The organism is Magnetospirillum sp. LM-5 (assembly GCF_902729445.1).
Lineage (GTDB): Bacteria > Pseudomonadota > Alphaproteobacteria > Rhodospirillales > Magnetospirillaceae > Magnetospirillum.
Map to the genome: position 1 here is coordinate 184294 of NZ_CACVCE010000056.1, position 15162 is coordinate 199455.

At 65.3% G+C, this 15162-nt stretch carries 17 protein-coding genes; 12 read left to right on the forward strand and 5 right to left on the reverse strand.

The features are described 5' to 3' along the window. The first annotated feature begins 2 nt into the window (after positions 1-2). The 8 genes from MTBLM5_RS16165 (at position 3) to MTBLM5_RS16200 (ending at position 8120) form a co-directional block, all read left to right on the forward strand. Positions 3-515: a DUF6468 domain-containing protein gene (locus MTBLM5_RS16165; RefSeq protein WP_173977086.1), complete on the forward strand. Its 513-nt coding sequence runs from the start codon at positions 3-5 to the stop codon at positions 513-515. Positions 516-522: 7 nt separating this feature from the next. Next, a complete protein-coding gene (locus tag MTBLM5_RS16170) occupies positions 523-1254 on the forward strand; it encodes a MotE family protein (protein WP_173977087.1) in 732 nt (243 codons plus the stop codon). A 132-nt stretch (positions 1255-1386) separates the two neighbouring features. Continuing rightward, a complete protein-coding gene (locus MTBLM5_RS16175; RefSeq protein ID WP_068503858.1) occupies positions 1387-1776 on the forward strand; it encodes a response regulator in 390 nt (129 codons plus the stop codon). A 24-nt stretch (positions 1777-1800) separates the two neighbouring features. Further along, a complete protein-coding gene (locus MTBLM5_RS16180; RefSeq protein ID WP_173977088.1) occupies positions 1801-2448 on the forward strand; it encodes a protein phosphatase CheZ in 648 nt (215 codons plus the stop codon). 113 nt (positions 2449-2561) lie between these two features. Then, the gene (locus MTBLM5_RS16185; protein WP_173977089.1) at positions 2562-5813 is read left to right on the forward strand and encodes a hypothetical protein; all 3252 of its coding nucleotides are present in this window, start codon (positions 2562-2564) and stop codon (positions 5811-5813) included. 96 nt (positions 5814-5909) lie between these two features. Beyond that, complete coding sequence (gene speD / locus MTBLM5_RS16190; RefSeq protein ID WP_173977090.1) at positions 5910-6398, forward strand: adenosylmethionine decarboxylase; 489 nt, start codon at positions 5910-5912, stop codon at positions 6396-6398. Beyond that, on the forward strand, positions 6395-7246 hold the full coding sequence (gene speE / locus MTBLM5_RS16195) for a polyamine aminopropyltransferase (RefSeq protein ID WP_173977091.1): 852 nt from the start codon (positions 6395-6397) through the stop codon (positions 7244-7246). The genes speD and speE overlap by 4 nt, the downstream gene beginning before the upstream one ends. Positions 7247-7256: 10 nt before the next feature. Then, positions 7257-8120 carry a MaoC family dehydratase N-terminal domain-containing protein gene (locus tag MTBLM5_RS16200; RefSeq protein ID WP_173977092.1) on the forward strand — a complete coding sequence of 288 codons (864 nt, stop codon included), beginning with the start codon at positions 7257-7259 and terminating at the stop codon, positions 8118-8120. 22 nt (positions 8121-8142) lie between these two features. On the opposite strand, the gene MTBLM5_RS16205 is transcribed toward MTBLM5_RS16200, so the two are convergent. The 3 genes from MTBLM5_RS16205 to MTBLM5_RS16215 all read right to left on the reverse strand — a co-directional run bounded on the left by MTBLM5_RS16205 (position 8143) and on the right by MTBLM5_RS16215 (position 10404). Then, positions 8143-8517 carry a VOC family protein gene (locus tag MTBLM5_RS16205; protein WP_173977093.1) on the reverse strand — a complete coding sequence of 125 codons (375 nt, stop codon included), beginning with the start codon at positions 8515-8517 and terminating at the stop codon, positions 8143-8145. Between the two features lie 9 nt (positions 8518-8526). Then, positions 8527-9864: an adenylosuccinate lyase gene (gene purB, locus MTBLM5_RS16210; RefSeq protein ID WP_173977094.1), complete on the reverse strand. Its 1338-nt coding sequence runs from the start codon at positions 9862-9864 to the stop codon at positions 8527-8529. A 78-nt stretch (positions 9865-9942) separates the two neighbouring features. Continuing rightward, complete coding sequence (locus MTBLM5_RS16215; RefSeq protein ID WP_068496496.1) at positions 9943-10404, reverse strand: MarR family winged helix-turn-helix transcriptional regulator; 462 nt, start codon at positions 10402-10404, stop codon at positions 9943-9945. Positions 10405-10529: 125 nt separating this feature from the next. Between MTBLM5_RS16215 and MTBLM5_RS16220 the strand changes: the two genes are divergently transcribed. The 3 genes from MTBLM5_RS16220 (at position 10530) to MTBLM5_RS16230 (ending at position 13140) form a co-directional block, all read left to right on the forward strand. After that, positions 10530-11621 carry a ParA family protein gene (locus MTBLM5_RS16220; RefSeq protein ID WP_173977095.1) on the forward strand — a complete coding sequence of 364 codons (1092 nt, stop codon included), beginning with the start codon at positions 10530-10532 and terminating at the stop codon, positions 11619-11621. A gap of 70 nt (positions 11622-11691) precedes the next feature. Further along, entirely contained in the window at positions 11692-12462 is a 771-nt protein-coding gene (locus tag MTBLM5_RS16225; protein WP_173977096.1) for a methyltransferase domain-containing protein, read from the forward strand. A gap of 30 nt (positions 12463-12492) precedes the next feature. Beyond that, a complete protein-coding gene (locus MTBLM5_RS16230; RefSeq protein WP_173977097.1) occupies positions 12493-13140 on the forward strand; it encodes an exonuclease domain-containing protein in 648 nt (215 codons plus the stop codon). Positions 13141-13146: 6 nt separating this feature from the next. Here the strand turns inward: MTBLM5_RS16230 and MTBLM5_RS16235 are convergent, their stop codons facing one another. After that, positions 13147-13362: a hypothetical protein gene (locus MTBLM5_RS16235; protein WP_254431094.1), complete on the reverse strand. Its 216-nt coding sequence runs from the start codon at positions 13360-13362 to the stop codon at positions 13147-13149. 317 nt (positions 13363-13679) lie between these two features. On the opposite strand from MTBLM5_RS16235, the gene MTBLM5_RS16240 reads away from it, so the two are divergent. Continuing rightward, complete coding sequence (locus MTBLM5_RS16240; RefSeq protein WP_173977098.1) at positions 13680-14165, forward strand: hypothetical protein; 486 nt, start codon at positions 13680-13682, stop codon at positions 14163-14165. Positions 14166-14194: 29 nt separating this feature from the next. Here MTBLM5_RS16240 and MTBLM5_RS16245 read toward each other — a convergent pair. Then, positions 14195-15162: M23 family metallopeptidase (locus MTBLM5_RS16245; RefSeq protein ID WP_173977099.1), on the reverse strand; the 968-nt coding region annotated here is incomplete at its 5' end.

The window sequence follows — 15162 nt, forward strand, 5'->3', positions numbered from 1 at the left end:
GCATGGACTGGAAAATCGTCCTCGACCTTCTCGTCTCGGTTCTGCTGATCGCCACCATCGGCTATGCGGTGATGCTGAACCAGCGTCTGACCCAGTTGCGCAAGAACCGCGACGACATGGCCAAGATCATCGTGTCGTTCAACGAAGCCACCGTCAGGGCCGAATCCTCGATTCCCAAGCTCAAGAAGGCGGCCGAGGATTCGGGTGCGGCACTGCAGGAACGGGTCGAAAAGGCCCAATCGTTGCGCGACGACCTGGCCTTCATGATCGAGCGGGCCGACACCATGGCCAACCGGCTGGAAAACGCCGTCAAGACGGCCAGGACCGACGTCCGCCCGCAGGTGACGGCGCAGGTGCGCCAGGGCGGCGGCATGGCGCCCCCGCCGATGGCGGCGCCGGCCCCGCAAGGGGCGCGGGCGGCTACCGTGGCGGCAGCGGCCAGTGCCGAGATGGAATTTGACGACCGCTCGGAAGCGGAGCGCGAGCTGTTGCGCGCGCTGCAATCCATGAGGTAATTGAGCGATGGCCAGCAAACCCAAGCCAAAGAAGACGCAACGCACCCCCTTCGTCCGCCTGCTGCCGGTGTTGATCGCCGTGGCGGCGCTGATGCTGTCGGTGCGCGTCAACGACATCCGCAAGGGTTTCCTGGACGTCGCCTCGGTGCGCGTCGCTGGCGAGTTGCAGGCCCAGCAGCCCGAGCCGGCGAAGCCGGCCGCCCCGGCGCCCGAGCCGCAGCCGGCCGCGCAGGCCCCGGCCCAGGCCCCGGCCCCGGCCCCGGCCCCCTCGGCACCGGCTCGGCCGGCCTCGCTGGGGGAAACCGCCAGCCTGAGCCAGACCGAAATGGACGTGCTGCAAAAGCTGCAGGAACGGCGCGGCACGCTGGACGTGCGCGAGAAGGATATCGAACGGCGCGAGGCTTTGCAGAAGGCGGCCGAAAACCAGATCGAACGCAAAATTTCCGAAATGAAAACACTGCAGAACACCATCGAAAGCCTTCTTCGGCAATATAACGACCAGGAAGATCAAAAAATGCGGTCCCTGGTCAAAATCTACGAGAACATGAAGCCGAAGGAAGCCGCAAAGATTTTCGAGCAGCTGGATATGGCCGTGATGCTGGAAGTCGTCGAGCGGATGAAGGAGGCCAAAGTGGCTCCAATCCTGGCAGAAATGGATCCTGGCAAGGCCCGGACGCTCACATTGGAATTGGCGCAGCGTCGGCAGATGCCGCTGCCGCGACCGATGCAGGGCGGCTGATTTACCAAATGCTAGGGAAATCCGAGAAAAATGCCTTGCACAGGGTATGCCCCCTATCTTAACTAGGAAAACTCGCGGTGGGGGGTTCGTTTTTTCTGAGTGGACCGCGAGTGTTTCGGAGGAGCGTAACGGATGGCTGTCGACAAGAATATGAACGTGCTCATCGTCGATGACTACAAGACGATGCTGCGAATCATCCGCAACCTGTTGAAGCAGTTGGGTTTCAACAACGTCGACGAAGCCACCGACGGCTCGATGGCGCTGCAGATGTTGCGCGTCGGTAATTACGGTCTGATCATCTCGGACTGGAACATGGAGCCGATGACCGGCCTGCAGTTGCTGCGCGAAGTGCGCGCCGATCCCAAGCTGAAGGCCATTCCCTTCATCATGGTGACCGCCGAGTCGAAGTCGGAGAACGTCATCGCCGCCAAGGAAGCCGGCGTTTCCAACTACATCGTCAAGCCCTTCAACGCCGAAACGTTGAAGACCAAGATGGTCAGCGTGATCGGCGACTTCGCGTAAACGTCCTTTACGGGGGGCCGTATCATGGTTGGGAAAGGCGTGGATCGGGACTTGGCCTTGCGGCTTGAAGCCATCCGCCAGCAGCACGGCGATACCGTTCGCGTCGAAGAAATCGGCGCGGTGGTCCGCGCCCTTCTGGAAACCATGACCGGCGACATCGACGGCAAGGACCTGAAGCTTTTTCAGGAAGTCGAATCCTTGGCGTCGTACATCCACGCCGCCAAGGCCGAGATCGCCGCCCTTCGCCCCGGTGAGATCAAGGACGAGTTCATTGCTTCGGCGACCGACGAATTGGATGCCATCGTCGGCGCGACCGAGGCGGCGACCAACGAGATCATGGATGCCGCCGAGCATCTGGAAACCCTGTCGCCGATGATGGACGAGCAGGTGGCGGCCAGGTTGACCGAGATCACCACCCGCATCTTCGAAGCCTGCACCTTCCAGGACATCACCGGCCAGCGCATTACCAAGGTGGTGCGGATGCTCAAGGAAATCGAAGGCCGGGTCGATAGCTTGGTCAAGGCCTTCGGGGGCGAGGTGGCCGATGCCCCCTCGAAATCGACCAAGGATCCCAACGTCATCACCGACGAGGATCTGTTGAACGGCCCGCAGCTTCCGGCTGGCGCCGCCGATCAGGCGGAGATCGACAGGCTGCTGGCGAGCTTCGATTGAGTCGAATGGCGGTGCACGGCAACCCACGCCGCCGCACACCGCTGACCGTCTTCGTGTCGGCATCGTGCCGCGCGCTTTTCCTGACTTTCGCTATCCTCCTTTCATTGCCGGCCGTGGCGCAGACCAGTCCGCGCGGCGCCGAACATGACGGTTTCGGCCGCATGGTGTTCGATTGGGACCAGCCGGTGCGCTGGACCGCCGACCTGACCAACGGTCAGTTGGTGATCAGGTTCGAAAAGCCGATCGCCGGCGATCCCAAGGTGCTGTTGAAGTCCTTGGACAAATACCTGAAGGGCGTCAGCCTGTCGGCCGATCGCCGCATGGCCACCTTCACCCTGACCCGACCGATTCAACTGAAGACCTTCACCTCGGGCAATTCGGCGGTGATCGACCTGCAAGAGGTCAAGGCCGAGGCTGCGGTGCCTCCGCCCCAACCGGCCAAGCCCGAGCCGGCCAAGCCCGAGCCGCCCAAGCCCGAGGCCGCCAAGGCCGAACCGGTGACCGACCTGATGGTGCGCGGTGGGGAACATACGGGTTTCAACCGTCTGGTGTTCGACTGGCCCAAGCCGGTCGGCTATGCGGTCAACGCCACCGAGGGTCAGGCGGTCATCGCCTTTGAACGTCCGGCCAACGTCAACACCAACGCCCTGGAAGCGTCATTGCCGGCCGACGTCAAGTTCGCCGAGGCCCGGCCCCAGGGCAAGGGGACCGCCATCGTCCTGGCCTTGCCGCCGGGCATGCGGGTGCGCCATTTCACCAGCGGCCCCAAGGTGGCGATCGATCTGGTCCGCGCCGTCGGCAGTCCGCCGCCGCCTCGCACCAACGGCGTGGCGCCGCCGCCGCTGGCCCCGGCTCCGGGGGCCACCGACCAGCCGGCTCCGCCGCCGGCACCCGTGCCAGCCGCCACAACTGCTCCCGCCCCGACAGCGGCCGCGCCCGCACCGGCACCGGCGCCGCCGCCCGCGCCGCCGGTGGCGGTCGAACCGCCCAAGCCGGCGGGAATGTCGGTCAGCCTGGGCGTCGGCTTCGACCAGCCCACCGGGGCCGCCGTGTTCCGCCGCGCCGGTTGGCTGTGGCTGGTATTCGATCGCAAGCAGGAGGTCGATACCAAGCTGCTGCGCCGCACCGGCGGCGAGGTGGTGCAGTTCGCCGAGCAGGTTCCCAACATCAAGAACGGGACCGCCATCCGACTGATCACCCGGCCGGGTTACAATCCGTCGATCCGCAAGGAAGGCCAATTGTGGGTGTTCGACCTGTCGGAACAGCCGTTGGCGCCCCGTATGCCCCTGACGGTCGAACGCCAGTTCGATTTCGAGGATCGCGGCCGGTTGCTGATTCCCATCGGCGAATCCCCCGGTCAGGCGCTGGTCTTCCGCGACCCGGAAGTCGGCGACCTGATCCAGGTGATGGCGGTGACCAATATCGGCGCGGGCATTCCGGTGGAGACCGTGGTTCCCGGCGCCGAATTGCTGGCGACGGCGCAGGGCGTGGCCCTGGTGCCCCAGGCCGACGGCGTCCGGCTCGACAGCGCGCGGGCGGCGGTCGAGGTGTCGATGCCGGGCGGCCTTTATTTGTCGCGCGACCTGCCGGCGGGCGGCGGCGGCGGGACGGCCGGTTCTCCGGTCGGCACCGGCGAGGCGATGGTCTCGGCCGGCGGCCCGCTTGATCTGCCGCGCTGGATGCGGGGCGGTCACGACAAATTCGTGCCGGAACATCAAAAGCTGCTGCAGCGCTTCGCCCTGGTGAAGCCCGAGGACAAGAACGCCCAGCGTCTGGAAATCGCCCGGCACTTCCTGGCCAACGGCATGGCGGCGGAAACACTGGGCGAGTTGAAGATCGTCGCGGCGGCCGATCCGGCGATGCTGGACAATCCCAACTTCCGCGCCCCGCGCGGCGTCGCCCAGTTCCTGATGCGCCGCGACGCCGAGGCGCTGGAGGATCTGTCGCATCCGTCCCTGGCCAAGGACCCGCAGGCCCAGATGTGGCTGGCCGCCGTCAGGGCGCGGACCAGCGGCGAGCCGGGCAAGCAGGCCCTGATCCTGCGTCTGGCCCACGAGGACATCAAGGGCCTCAGCCCGCGTCTGCGGATGGCGCTGGGCCAGATCGCCGCCACTGCCGCCGCGCAAGGCGGCGACCCCAAGGCTGCCAACCGTATCCTCGAGGCCATCAACGGCCCCGGCCTGTCGCGTCGCGACGCCGGCGAGATCAGCTATCTGCAAGGCATGGCCGCCGAGGCGGCGAAAAGTTATGACCAGGCCATCTCGCGTTATCGCGAGGCCGAGGAAAGCGAATCGCGTCCCGCGCGCGCCTATGCCGGCCGCGCCCGCATCGAACTGCAATTGCGCCGGGGCATGATCAATGCGTCCGACGCCGCCCGCCAGCTCGAGAAACTGCGTTTCGCCTGGCGCGAGGGCGATTACGAATATTATCTGCTGAAGCGCCTGACCGAGCTGATCCTGGCCGACAACCGTTGGGCTGACGGTTTGCGTCTGGCCCGTTCGCTGTCGGAAACCTATTCCGACCACCCCGACATCGGCACCATTCAGAAGATGATGTCGGACAGCTTCGACAAGCTGTTCCTGGGCGGTGCCGCCGACGGCTTGTCGCCCATCGCCGCCATCGGCCTTTACGACGAGTTCCAGGAGCTGACGCCGTCGGGGACCAAGGGCGACGAAATGATCCGCAAGCTGGCCGACCGGCTGGCCGCCGTCGATCTGCTGGAACGTTCGGCCGAATTGCTGCGCCATCAGGTCCAGTTCCGTACCCAAGGGGTGGAGAAGGCCCGTATCGGCGCCCGTCTCGCCTTTCTGGATATGTCCGACCGCCGGCCCGGCCTGGCGCTCGACAGCCTGGACCAGAGCGAGGTCGAAGGCCAACCGCCCGAGCTTTACAATCAGCGGCGCTATCTGCGGGTCCGCGCCTTGGCCGATCTGGGCCGGGTGGCGGAAGCACTGGCCCTGATCGTCAACGACCATTCGGAAAAGGCCAACCAGCTGCGGGCCGAGATCTATTGGGACCTCAAGAACTGGCCCGAGGCGGCCAAGGCCCTGGAAACCCTGATCGAGAAGCCCGAAGGCGCCATGGCCATTCCGCCCCTGACCGCCAAGCGGCTGACGGACTTGGCCACCGCCCTGACCTTGGCCCGTGACGAGCGCGGCCTGCAGCGGCTTCGGCGCGATTTCGGCGCCAAGATGGCCAAGACCGAATACCGCGAGGCCTTTGATCTGCTGACCAGCGAAGCCGAGCGCGGCATCATCGATTACCGCCGCGTCGCCGACAAAATCAAGCAGGTGGAAAGCTTCCACGGCTTCATGGCCGACTGGAAAAACCGGGTTCAAAGCCAAGGATTGTCCTCGGTGAATTAGCCCCGGGTTGCCTTGGGGTTATTTTCCCTTGCATCGGCGGTCGGTTTGGGGGATAACCCGCCCCTTCTGGTCCATCTACTGGTTTGGAGGGGAGCAATGGCTCAGGCTCTTGCCCAACTGGGGATGAACTCGGGCCTGGATCCGAGGAATACCCAAGGCACCACGCAAGTCGCCAACGAAGACCGCCCGGTCTGGCCCGAGGCTGACAATGGCAAGGATTATTACGTCTCGCGCAACGGCGTGAAATACGCCGGTACCCACCTGCTGATCGATCTGTGGGGGGCGTCGCGTCTGGATGACATCGAATTGGTGGAAGAGGCGCTGCGCCGCTCGGCCATCGAAGGCGGGGCGACCATCCTGCATTGCCATCTGCACCACTTCCAGCCCAATGGCGGCATTTCCGGCGTGCTGGTCCTGGCGGAAAGCCATATCTCGATCCATTCCTGGCCCGAGCGCGGCTATGCGGCGCTTGATATCTTCATGTGCGGCGACTGCGACCCCTACAAGGCCATCCCGATCCTGAAAGAGGCCTTTTCGCCTGTCACCGTGACCCTGGCCGAGAACAAGCGGGGCTTGGTCCCGTGAGCGACTGGTTCCGCGAGAGCCTGTACGACCATTGGAGCCAAAGTTTCCTGATCAGCCGCGAACTGTACCGCTCGCAGGGCGGCATGCAGGACATCGCCCTGTTCGAGACGCCCGGCTTCGGCCGGGTGCTGACGCTGGACGGCATCATCCAGGTTACCACCGGCGACGAATTCATCTATCACGAGATGCTGGCCCATGTGCCGATCTATGCCCATGGCGCGGTGCGCTCGGTGTGCGTGGTCGGCGGCGGCGACGGCGGCATGCTGCGCGAGGTGCTGAAGCATCGCTCGGTCGAACACGCAGTCCTGGTGGAAATCGATGCCGCCGTGGTCGATTTCTGCCGACGCCATATGCCGACGGTGTCGGCCGGCGCCTTTGACGATCCCCGCTGCGAGATCGTCATCGCCGACGGACTGAAATTCATGGCCGAGACCGACCGCAAGTTCGACCTGATCGTCATCGATTCGACCGACCCGATCGGTCCCGGCGGCGTGCTGTTCACCGAGGAATTCTACCAGGATTGCGCCCGTTGTCTGACTGCGGAGGGCATCGTCGTCAACCAGAACGGCGTGCCCTTCCTGCAGGGCGAGGAAATCACCGACACCTGGCGCCGCCGTCGTCCGCATTTCGCCGATGTCGGCTTCTATGTCGCGGCCGTGCCGACCTATGTCGGTGGCTTCATGGCATTGGGCTGGGCCTCGCATTCCACCCGGCCGCGCACCGAGGGTCTTGACCAAATCCACGCCCGCTTCGCTGCCGCGCCGGTCACGACCCGCTATTACACCCCCGACCTGCATCGGGCGGCCTTTGCGCTGCCGCGCTATATCCAGGATCTGATTCCGGGGTAAAGTGGCGGACATGGATCCGCTGCATCTTGCCACCTGGATTGGGCGAACCGAGACCGTCGCCGACGTCGTGACGGCGGCGCCGTTGGTCGGTCTGGCCGCCACGCTGGACCACGAGGTGCCCCCGTGGCCGGCGGGACAGGTCCCGCCGCTGGGCCACTGGCTTTACTTCCTGCCCCGTGCGCTCCAGCGCGACATCGCCCATGACGGCCACCCGCACAAGGGCGGCTTCCTGCCGCCGGTCGAGTTGCCGCGCCGGATGTGGGCTGGCGGCAAAGTCTCGTTCCACCATCCCATCCGGGTCGGCGAAGCCATCAGCCGCCGCTCGACCATCGAATCTGTGGTGCCAAAGCAGGGCCGCAGCGGCCAGATGGTGTTCGTGACCGTTCGTCACGACGTGTCGAGCCCGCAGGGACTGGCTGTGGTGGAGCACCACGACATCGTCTACCGCGAGGCGCCCAGGAAAGGAGAAGCGCCGCCGGCCCCGGCCGCGGCACCGTCGGCGGCGCAATGGCAGCGCCGTGTGGTTCCCGACATCGTGTTGCTATTTCGCTATTCGGCGCTGACCTTCAACGGCCACCGCATCCATTACGACCGCGATTATTGCCGTGAGGTCGAGAACTATCTCGGCCTGGTGGTCCATGGGCCGCTGACCGCGACCTTGCTGGTCGATCTGTTCTTGCGCGAAAATCCCGGCGCGGTCGTCAGCGGCTTTCGCTTCCGCGCATTGAGGCCGCTATTCGATAGTCATCCGCTGACCGTCTGCGGGGCGCCGCGCCCGGGCGGAGCGTTGTTGTGGGCGCTTGACCATCAGGGCCAGGTGGCGATGAGCGCGGAACTGGACTGCCATACGGGGCAGGGCGGGGGCGCCCAATAGCGGCGGTCAGGCCGGGGCGACCCTAGTAGCGCGCCACTTCCACCAGATTGCCGTCGGGATCGCGGAAGTAAAGCGAGGTGATGGGGCCGGTGGCCCCGGTTCTGGCCACCGGCCCTTCCTCGATGACGATGCCTTCACGGTGCAGGCGCGCCGCCACCTCGTCCAATGGGCGTTCGGTGATCAGGCAGAAATCGGCCGACCCCGGCGTCGGGCAATGGGCCTTGGGCTCGAACTCGCGGCCCTTCTGGTGCAGGTTGATCTTGTGGCGGCCGAAGGCCAGGGCTTTGCGGCCCTGGCCGAAGGTCACCACCTGGAACCCCAATGCCCTGGCGTAGAAATCGCACGTCACCTCGATGTCGGCGACGGTCAGGACGAAGTGGTCGATCCGGTCGATCATGTCTGTCCGTCAGGCGCGGCCGAACACCCGGCGGAAGATGGTGTCGACGTGCTTGGTGTGATAGCCCAGGTCGAACAATTCCTCGATCTGGGTGACGCTTAAGGCGCGGGTGACGTCCCCGTCGCCCTTCAGGTTGGCCAGGAACTGGCCGGTGGTGTCCTGGCCTTCGCCGGCGGCGTCCCACACCTTCATGGCGTTGCGCTGGACCAGGCGATAGGCGTCCTCGCGGCTGGTGCCGGCCTGGGTCAGGGCCAGCAGAACGCGCTGCGAGAACACCAGGCCGCCCAGCTGGTTCAGGTTGCGCTCGACCGCGTCGGGATAGACCACCAGCTTGTCGACCACGTTGGTCAGCCGCGCCAGGGCGAAATCCAGGGTGATGGTGGCGTCGGGGCCGATATAGCGCTCGACCGAGGAATGCGAGATGTCGCGCTCGTGCCACAGGGCGACGTTCTCCATCGCCGGCATGGCATAGGCGCGGACCATGCGGGCCAGGCCGGTCAGGTTCTCGGTCAGGACCGGGTTGCGCTTGTGCGGCATCGCCGAGCTGCCCTTCTGGCCGGGCGAGAAATATTCCTCGGCCTCGCGGACTTCGGTGCGCTGCATGTGGCGGATTTCCACGGCGACGCGCTCGATCGAGCTGGCGATCACGCCCAGGGTGGCGAAGAACTGGGCATGGCGGTCGCGCGGGATGACCTGGGTCGACAGCGGCTCGGGGGCCAGGCCCAGCTTGGCGGCGACATGTTCCTCGACCCGGGGGTCGATGTTGGCGAAGGTGCCGACCGCGCCCGAGATGGCGCAGGTGGCGATGTCGGCCCGGGCGGCGATCAGGCGGGTCTTGGCGCGCTGGAACTCGGCGTGGAAGCCGGCGAACTTCAGGCCGATGGTCACCGGCTCGGCGTGGATGCCGTGGCTGCGGCCCATGCACACCAGATCCTTGAACTCGAACGAGCGACGCTCGAGGGCGGCCAGCAGCTTGTCCAGGTCTTCCAGCAATATGTCGGCGGCCTGGGTCAACTGCACGTTCAGGCAAGTGTCCAGAACGTCCGACGAGGTCATGCCCTGGTGCACGAAGCGCGATTCGGCGCCGATATGCTCGGCCAGCTCGGTCAGGAAGGCGATGACGTCATGCTTGGTCTCGGCCTCGATGGCATCGATGCGGGAGATGCGCTCGGGCGTGTAGGGCAGGTCGCCCTTGGCCCACACCACCGCCGCCGATTCCTTGGGGATGATGCCGATCTCGGCCAGGGCGTCGCAGGCATGCGCCTCGATCTGATACCAGATGCGGAACTTGTTGGCGGCGTCCCAAATGGCGGACATCTGCGGACGGGAATAGCGGGTGATGGACATGGGAAACCCCTGCGGCGAAAGCGGCGCGAACGGTGAAGTGGGGTTATGGCAAAAAAGCCCGCGCTTGCAAAGGGGTGCTTACACCCGGATGCGGCCGTAATGGATGAAGTCGGACCAAGTACGCTCCAGGCGCAGCATGGTCGAGACGGTGTCGTCCAGCGACTTCTTGGTGTCGTCGTCGGTGCCCATGGCGTTGGCCAGGTCGTTTTGCAGGGTGCGCACGGTGGCGCACAATTCCAGGCCCTTGTCGGTCAGCTTCAGGCGGACCGAGCGGCGGTCATGCGCGGAACGTTCCTGGGTCAGGTAGCCGTACTCGGTCAGGCCCTTGATGTTGTACGACACGTTCGAGCCCTGGTAGTAGCCGCGGTCCTTGAGGTCGCGGATGACCACGTCGTTCTCGCCGATATTGTAAAGCAGCAGGGCCTGGACGGCGTTGATGTCCTCGATCCCCTTGCGGCGCAGTTCGGTCCGCAGCACGTCAAGGAAGTGACGGTGCAGTCTTTCGATCAGACGGATGATTTCGAAGTACGGCTGGCCCATGGGCGGCGAGTATAGATTTAAGAATTGTGTCCGCCAACAGGGAAAATCGCACCAAGCTTGAGATTGTCGCCCGCTGGTTCAGGGGATATTCTGCCTGCCATCTGTTGCGAACCGGGGTTTTGCGCATGACCGACGGGCAAGTCGCCGCCAAGCCGATCGTCATTACCGTCTTCAACCAGAAGGGCGGTGTCGGCAAGACCACCACCAGCGTCAATCTGGCGGTGTGCCTGGCGGCCTTGGGCCGCCGCGTGGTGCTGGTCGATCTCGACAGCCAAAGCAACGCCACCACCTCCATGAGCGTGACGGCGCCGGTGCCGACCGGGGCCTATCACCTGATCACCGGCCGGGCGACGTGCTCGGAATGCCTGAAGCCGACCCCTTACGAGAATTTGCGCCTGGTCGCCGGCTCGGACGAGCTGGCCTGGGCCGACATCGAGCTGGCCCTGCAGGACGATTGCCAATTGGCTATCCAGCGCGCCTTCGAGCGGCTGCCCAGTGACGTCGAGATCGTGGTGATCGATTGTCCGCCGGCCCCGGGCATCGTCTCGGTCAACGCGCTGGTCGCCGCCGACGCGGTGGTGATGCCGGTGATGCCCAGCCCGCACGCGCTGGACGGCCTGCACAAGGCGTGGTGGAACGTCAACCGGGTGCGCGGGCACTTCAACCACGACCTGCACACCGTCTACATCCTGCTGACCATGACCGAGGACGGCGAGATGACCGGCCGTCTGACCGAGGACATCATCGCCGAGTTCGGCGCCCGGGTGGTGCCGGTGCTGATCCCGCGCGATCCGGTGGTGATCGAGGCCGCCGCGCGCGATCTGCCGGTGGTGACGATGGCACCGCAATCGCCGCCGGCCCGGGCCTATCTGCGCCTGGCCGAATTGCTGCTGAACCGGGTGTCGCGCATGGCGGCGCTGGCCGAGGGTGACGAGGGCGCGGGTTCCGCCGATCGTGATTTCGGCGCCGACCGGCTGGCCGAATGGGCCGGAGCGGTCGCCCAAAGCGGCCAGGGCCGCCGGGCGGTCCCCGAGCCGGGCGATCCGCCGGCTCCGGGCTGGACCGAGGAGATTCCCGCCGGATTGCCGCTGGCCATGGCTCCGGGATGGGGCTGGAAGCTGGCGGTGGCGGCGGCGTTGGTGCTTTTGGGCGTGGTGATGGGGCTGGCCGCCGGGCTGACCATCCACAATTGGTCCTTGGTCCCGATCCCGGTCTGACCCGGCATTTTCCTGGGTTGACCGGTTAGTGCCGTGCGGTACCCTGTTCGCGTTGGGGGAGCCGTTCAGCATGCCGTGGGACCCGAAACTCTATTCCGCCTTCGCCGCGCCGCGCCTGCGCCCGGCGCTGGATCTTTTGGGGCGCGTCGATCTTGATCGCCCGGCCCGCATCGCCGATCTGGGCTGCGGCACCGGCAACGTCACGCGGTTGCTGGCCGAACGCTGGCCCGAGGCCCGGGTGTGGGGCGTCGATTCCTCGCCTGAAATGTTGCGGGCCGCCGCCGCCGAACCGTCGTCGGTGACCTGGGTGGCGTCCGACGCGGCAAGCTGGCAGCCCGAGGCGCCGCTGGACCTTTTGTTCTCGAACGCCGCCCTGCAATGGCTGGACGATCACCACAGCCTGTTTCCCCGACTGATGGATCGGGTCGCCCCCGGCGGCGTGCTGGCGGTGCAGATGCCGCACAACCATTATGCCGCGTCGCACGCGGTGATGACCGAAACCGTCGAGGCCGGCCCGTGGGCGCCGCTGCTGCGTCCGCTGGCCCGGCGCTTCCCCGTCGGCGATGGCGATTTCTATTATGACCTTCTGGCGCCGCACGCCGCCCATGTGGATATCTGGGAAACCGAATATCTGCACGTGCTGGACGGTGACGACCCGGTGGTCAAGTGGACCATGGGCACCGCCTTGAAGCCGCTTCTGGACGCGCTGGAGGGCGAGGCCCGGGCCGAGTTCCTGGGCGAATACACCCGGCGCATCGGCTTGGCCTATCCACGCCGCGCCGATGGCCGTACGCTGTTTTTGTTCCGCCGCCTGTTCATGGTGGCATCGCGCCAGGGCTGACAAGGCGGCGCTTCACAAGAGAGGGGCGCCATGCTGACTTTGGATGACCTGGACGAGGTCGAGCGCATCGTCGCCATCGACGCCGAGACCACCGGTTTTCGCATTCCCGCCGCCGCCGAGATCAAGCGGATGCCCAAGGGGATGCGGCTGCCCGGCATCGTCATCGAGATCGGCTGCCTGGAACTGACCCGCGACGGCGACAGCTGGCGGCCCGGGCGGGAATGGCAGCGCCGCATCCAGCCGAATGGTCCGATCGCCAAGGCCTCGGTGGCGGTGCACGGCATCAATATCGCCGACCTCAAGGGCGCGCCCACCTTCGGCGACATCCTGGACGAGTTCGAGGATTTCATCGGCCAGGACGTCTTGCTGGCCCATAGCGCCACCAACGAGATCGACTTCCTGAATTTCGAATATGCCCGGGTCGGGCGCTGCGGCTTCGATCAGGTGATCTTCGGCGAGGACGACTTCATCTGCACCCAGCAACTTTCCCGCTCGTTCTTTCCCGGCGTGCCGGGGTCGCTGGATGTGCTGTGCGACCGGCTGTGGATCGACCGATCCGATCGCTTCCAACATCACGGCGCCCTGCTGGACGCCATCCTGACCGCCGAGGCCTTCTTGAAGATGCAAGGCGGCTTCGTCGTCGATGAAACCCGTAAGGTCAGCTTCGGCGACGAATAGCCCCGCTCAAACCGCCCGGGAATGGCGCTGTTCGCCCTTCTTCAGATAGCGGTCGAACACGGCCGCCGCGGCGCGCACCAGGGTCCGGCCCTCGTCGGTGACGGTGATGCGTCGGCCATCGACCACCACCAGCCCGTCTTGCGACAAGGGCGCCAGGTTGGCCAGCTCGCCTTCGAACTGGGCGGCGTTGGCGCCGTGGCGTGCTTGACCATCGCAGTGCACTGCTGGCCGTTCCCACGGTCACGGTCCTGCTGGGTGTTGAGGTATCCTTTGTTGGCCTTGGCCTCCTTTTCGATCTCTTCGATGCTTTTGGTGGCGACATGGCCGTCCACCGGCGGGCGTTCCGGCTTGGGGGCGGATGGTTCCGGCGGATTGGCGACCGGGGTTCAGCACGCGGGCGGTATGGGCCGGGTCGGAATTGCGCGGCAGCGCCTTGGCCCAGCCGTCATGAGAGCGGTTGATGGCGGCAACCAAAGCGTGGAATATCAGAACCCTTGCTCCGCATGCGGCGATGCAGGGTGATCTGACGAGGGAATCTTATGAAGAAGGTGGCCTTCTGCCCAGCAACAATCGCGGTATTGGCCATGGCTCTGCCCGCCCTTGCTGCGGAGAACGGGTTCAGCGGCGTGCGGGTCATCACCATGACCGAAGCGACGAGCACCTGCATCGGCGTTCCCCGCACGCCCCTTTGTGCCGCGGAAACCTTCCTTGCCTGCTCGCTGAGGAATGACGAGGCAATGTGCGATCTTGTGGGGGCTGGCCCTTTCGGTCCGAGGAAGGCGATTGCCGAAAAGTACAAGTTCGTCGCTTCCCGTGTGCTTACAAAAGAGGACTACCAAAGGGTTGACCGGGCTGAGTGGGCCAAACCGGGCACGGTGTCCATCGTTCTCCAGACGAGTTCTTGTTTCAAGGATGGCACTTGCAGCCCATTTGAGCGGTACACCGTTTTAGTTTCTGAGAAAAATGGTAAGTGGATCGTCGTCAGCTGGAATTCGGCGGCCGATGACGAGGACTTTGCGGATTAGGAGGGAGGATTCCCCCTCCCTCCTGGGGTCTAACGGTTCTTACGTTTGGCTCCCACCTCCCTCTCCGGATCGACGTGCTTCCCATCACTCCCCTTGATCTCAAGGTGGACGTGGTTCTTCATCTTTCCTATCCTATCCTTGCTGGCCCGGTCCTGTACGCGTCCGATGGACTGTCCCTCTTCCACGGATTGCCCTTTCTTGATGATGGGGGCGCCGTCTTCTCCATTCGGCGTAACGTACCGCATCGTATACAGGCGGCCGTCTTCGCCACGGATATGGACGGCCTGGTACTCACCACCATAGGCATTGGGGTCCTTATATGCGGGGCCAATATGCTCCACTTTGCCCTTGATGGGACTGGTTACCTGGGTTCCCGCTTCGGCCTCAAGGTCCACGCCTTTGTGCTTCCGCTTGTCATCATCACGCGATGCGCCAAAGCTGCCGTCGCCTGAATCGTCGTTTCTGACTGTCGCGTTGGGGACCGGCGACGAGATTTTGCCGATGGTGGGTGCACCGCGTTGATCTTTATCCTCATTTGAGGACACCTGCCGCGTATCCTGAGGCGCCTGCGGCGCCTTTGGATCCTGGGTCGGAGTGGGAGCGGGCGTCGGCTCCTGCGTCGGGACCGGCGTGGTGGTCTCCGGCGGATTGGTGACCGGGGCCTGCGTCACCGGCGGCAAGGTGGGGGCCGGCGGTTCCGGGGCCGCATCGGCCATGGCCAGGCCGGCGTCACGCATCTGGGTGGCGAACTTCATCGCCGCCATCGGGTCCTTGTCGCGCATCTGGTCGTGCACGGCGGCGAGATAGGGCATGGTGGCCGATGTGTCGGTGCGGAAATGCTTGATGGCTTCGCCGTAATCGCCCTTGCCCAGCAAGACATCGGCCATGTTGCCGGCCGCCCAGCGGTCGGCGCCCTCGGGGCTGCCGAACGGGGATTGGGGCGCCTTGGCCAGTTTGTCCTCGTCAGTTGGTTCGGCGAAGCCTTCGCCCAGGGGCG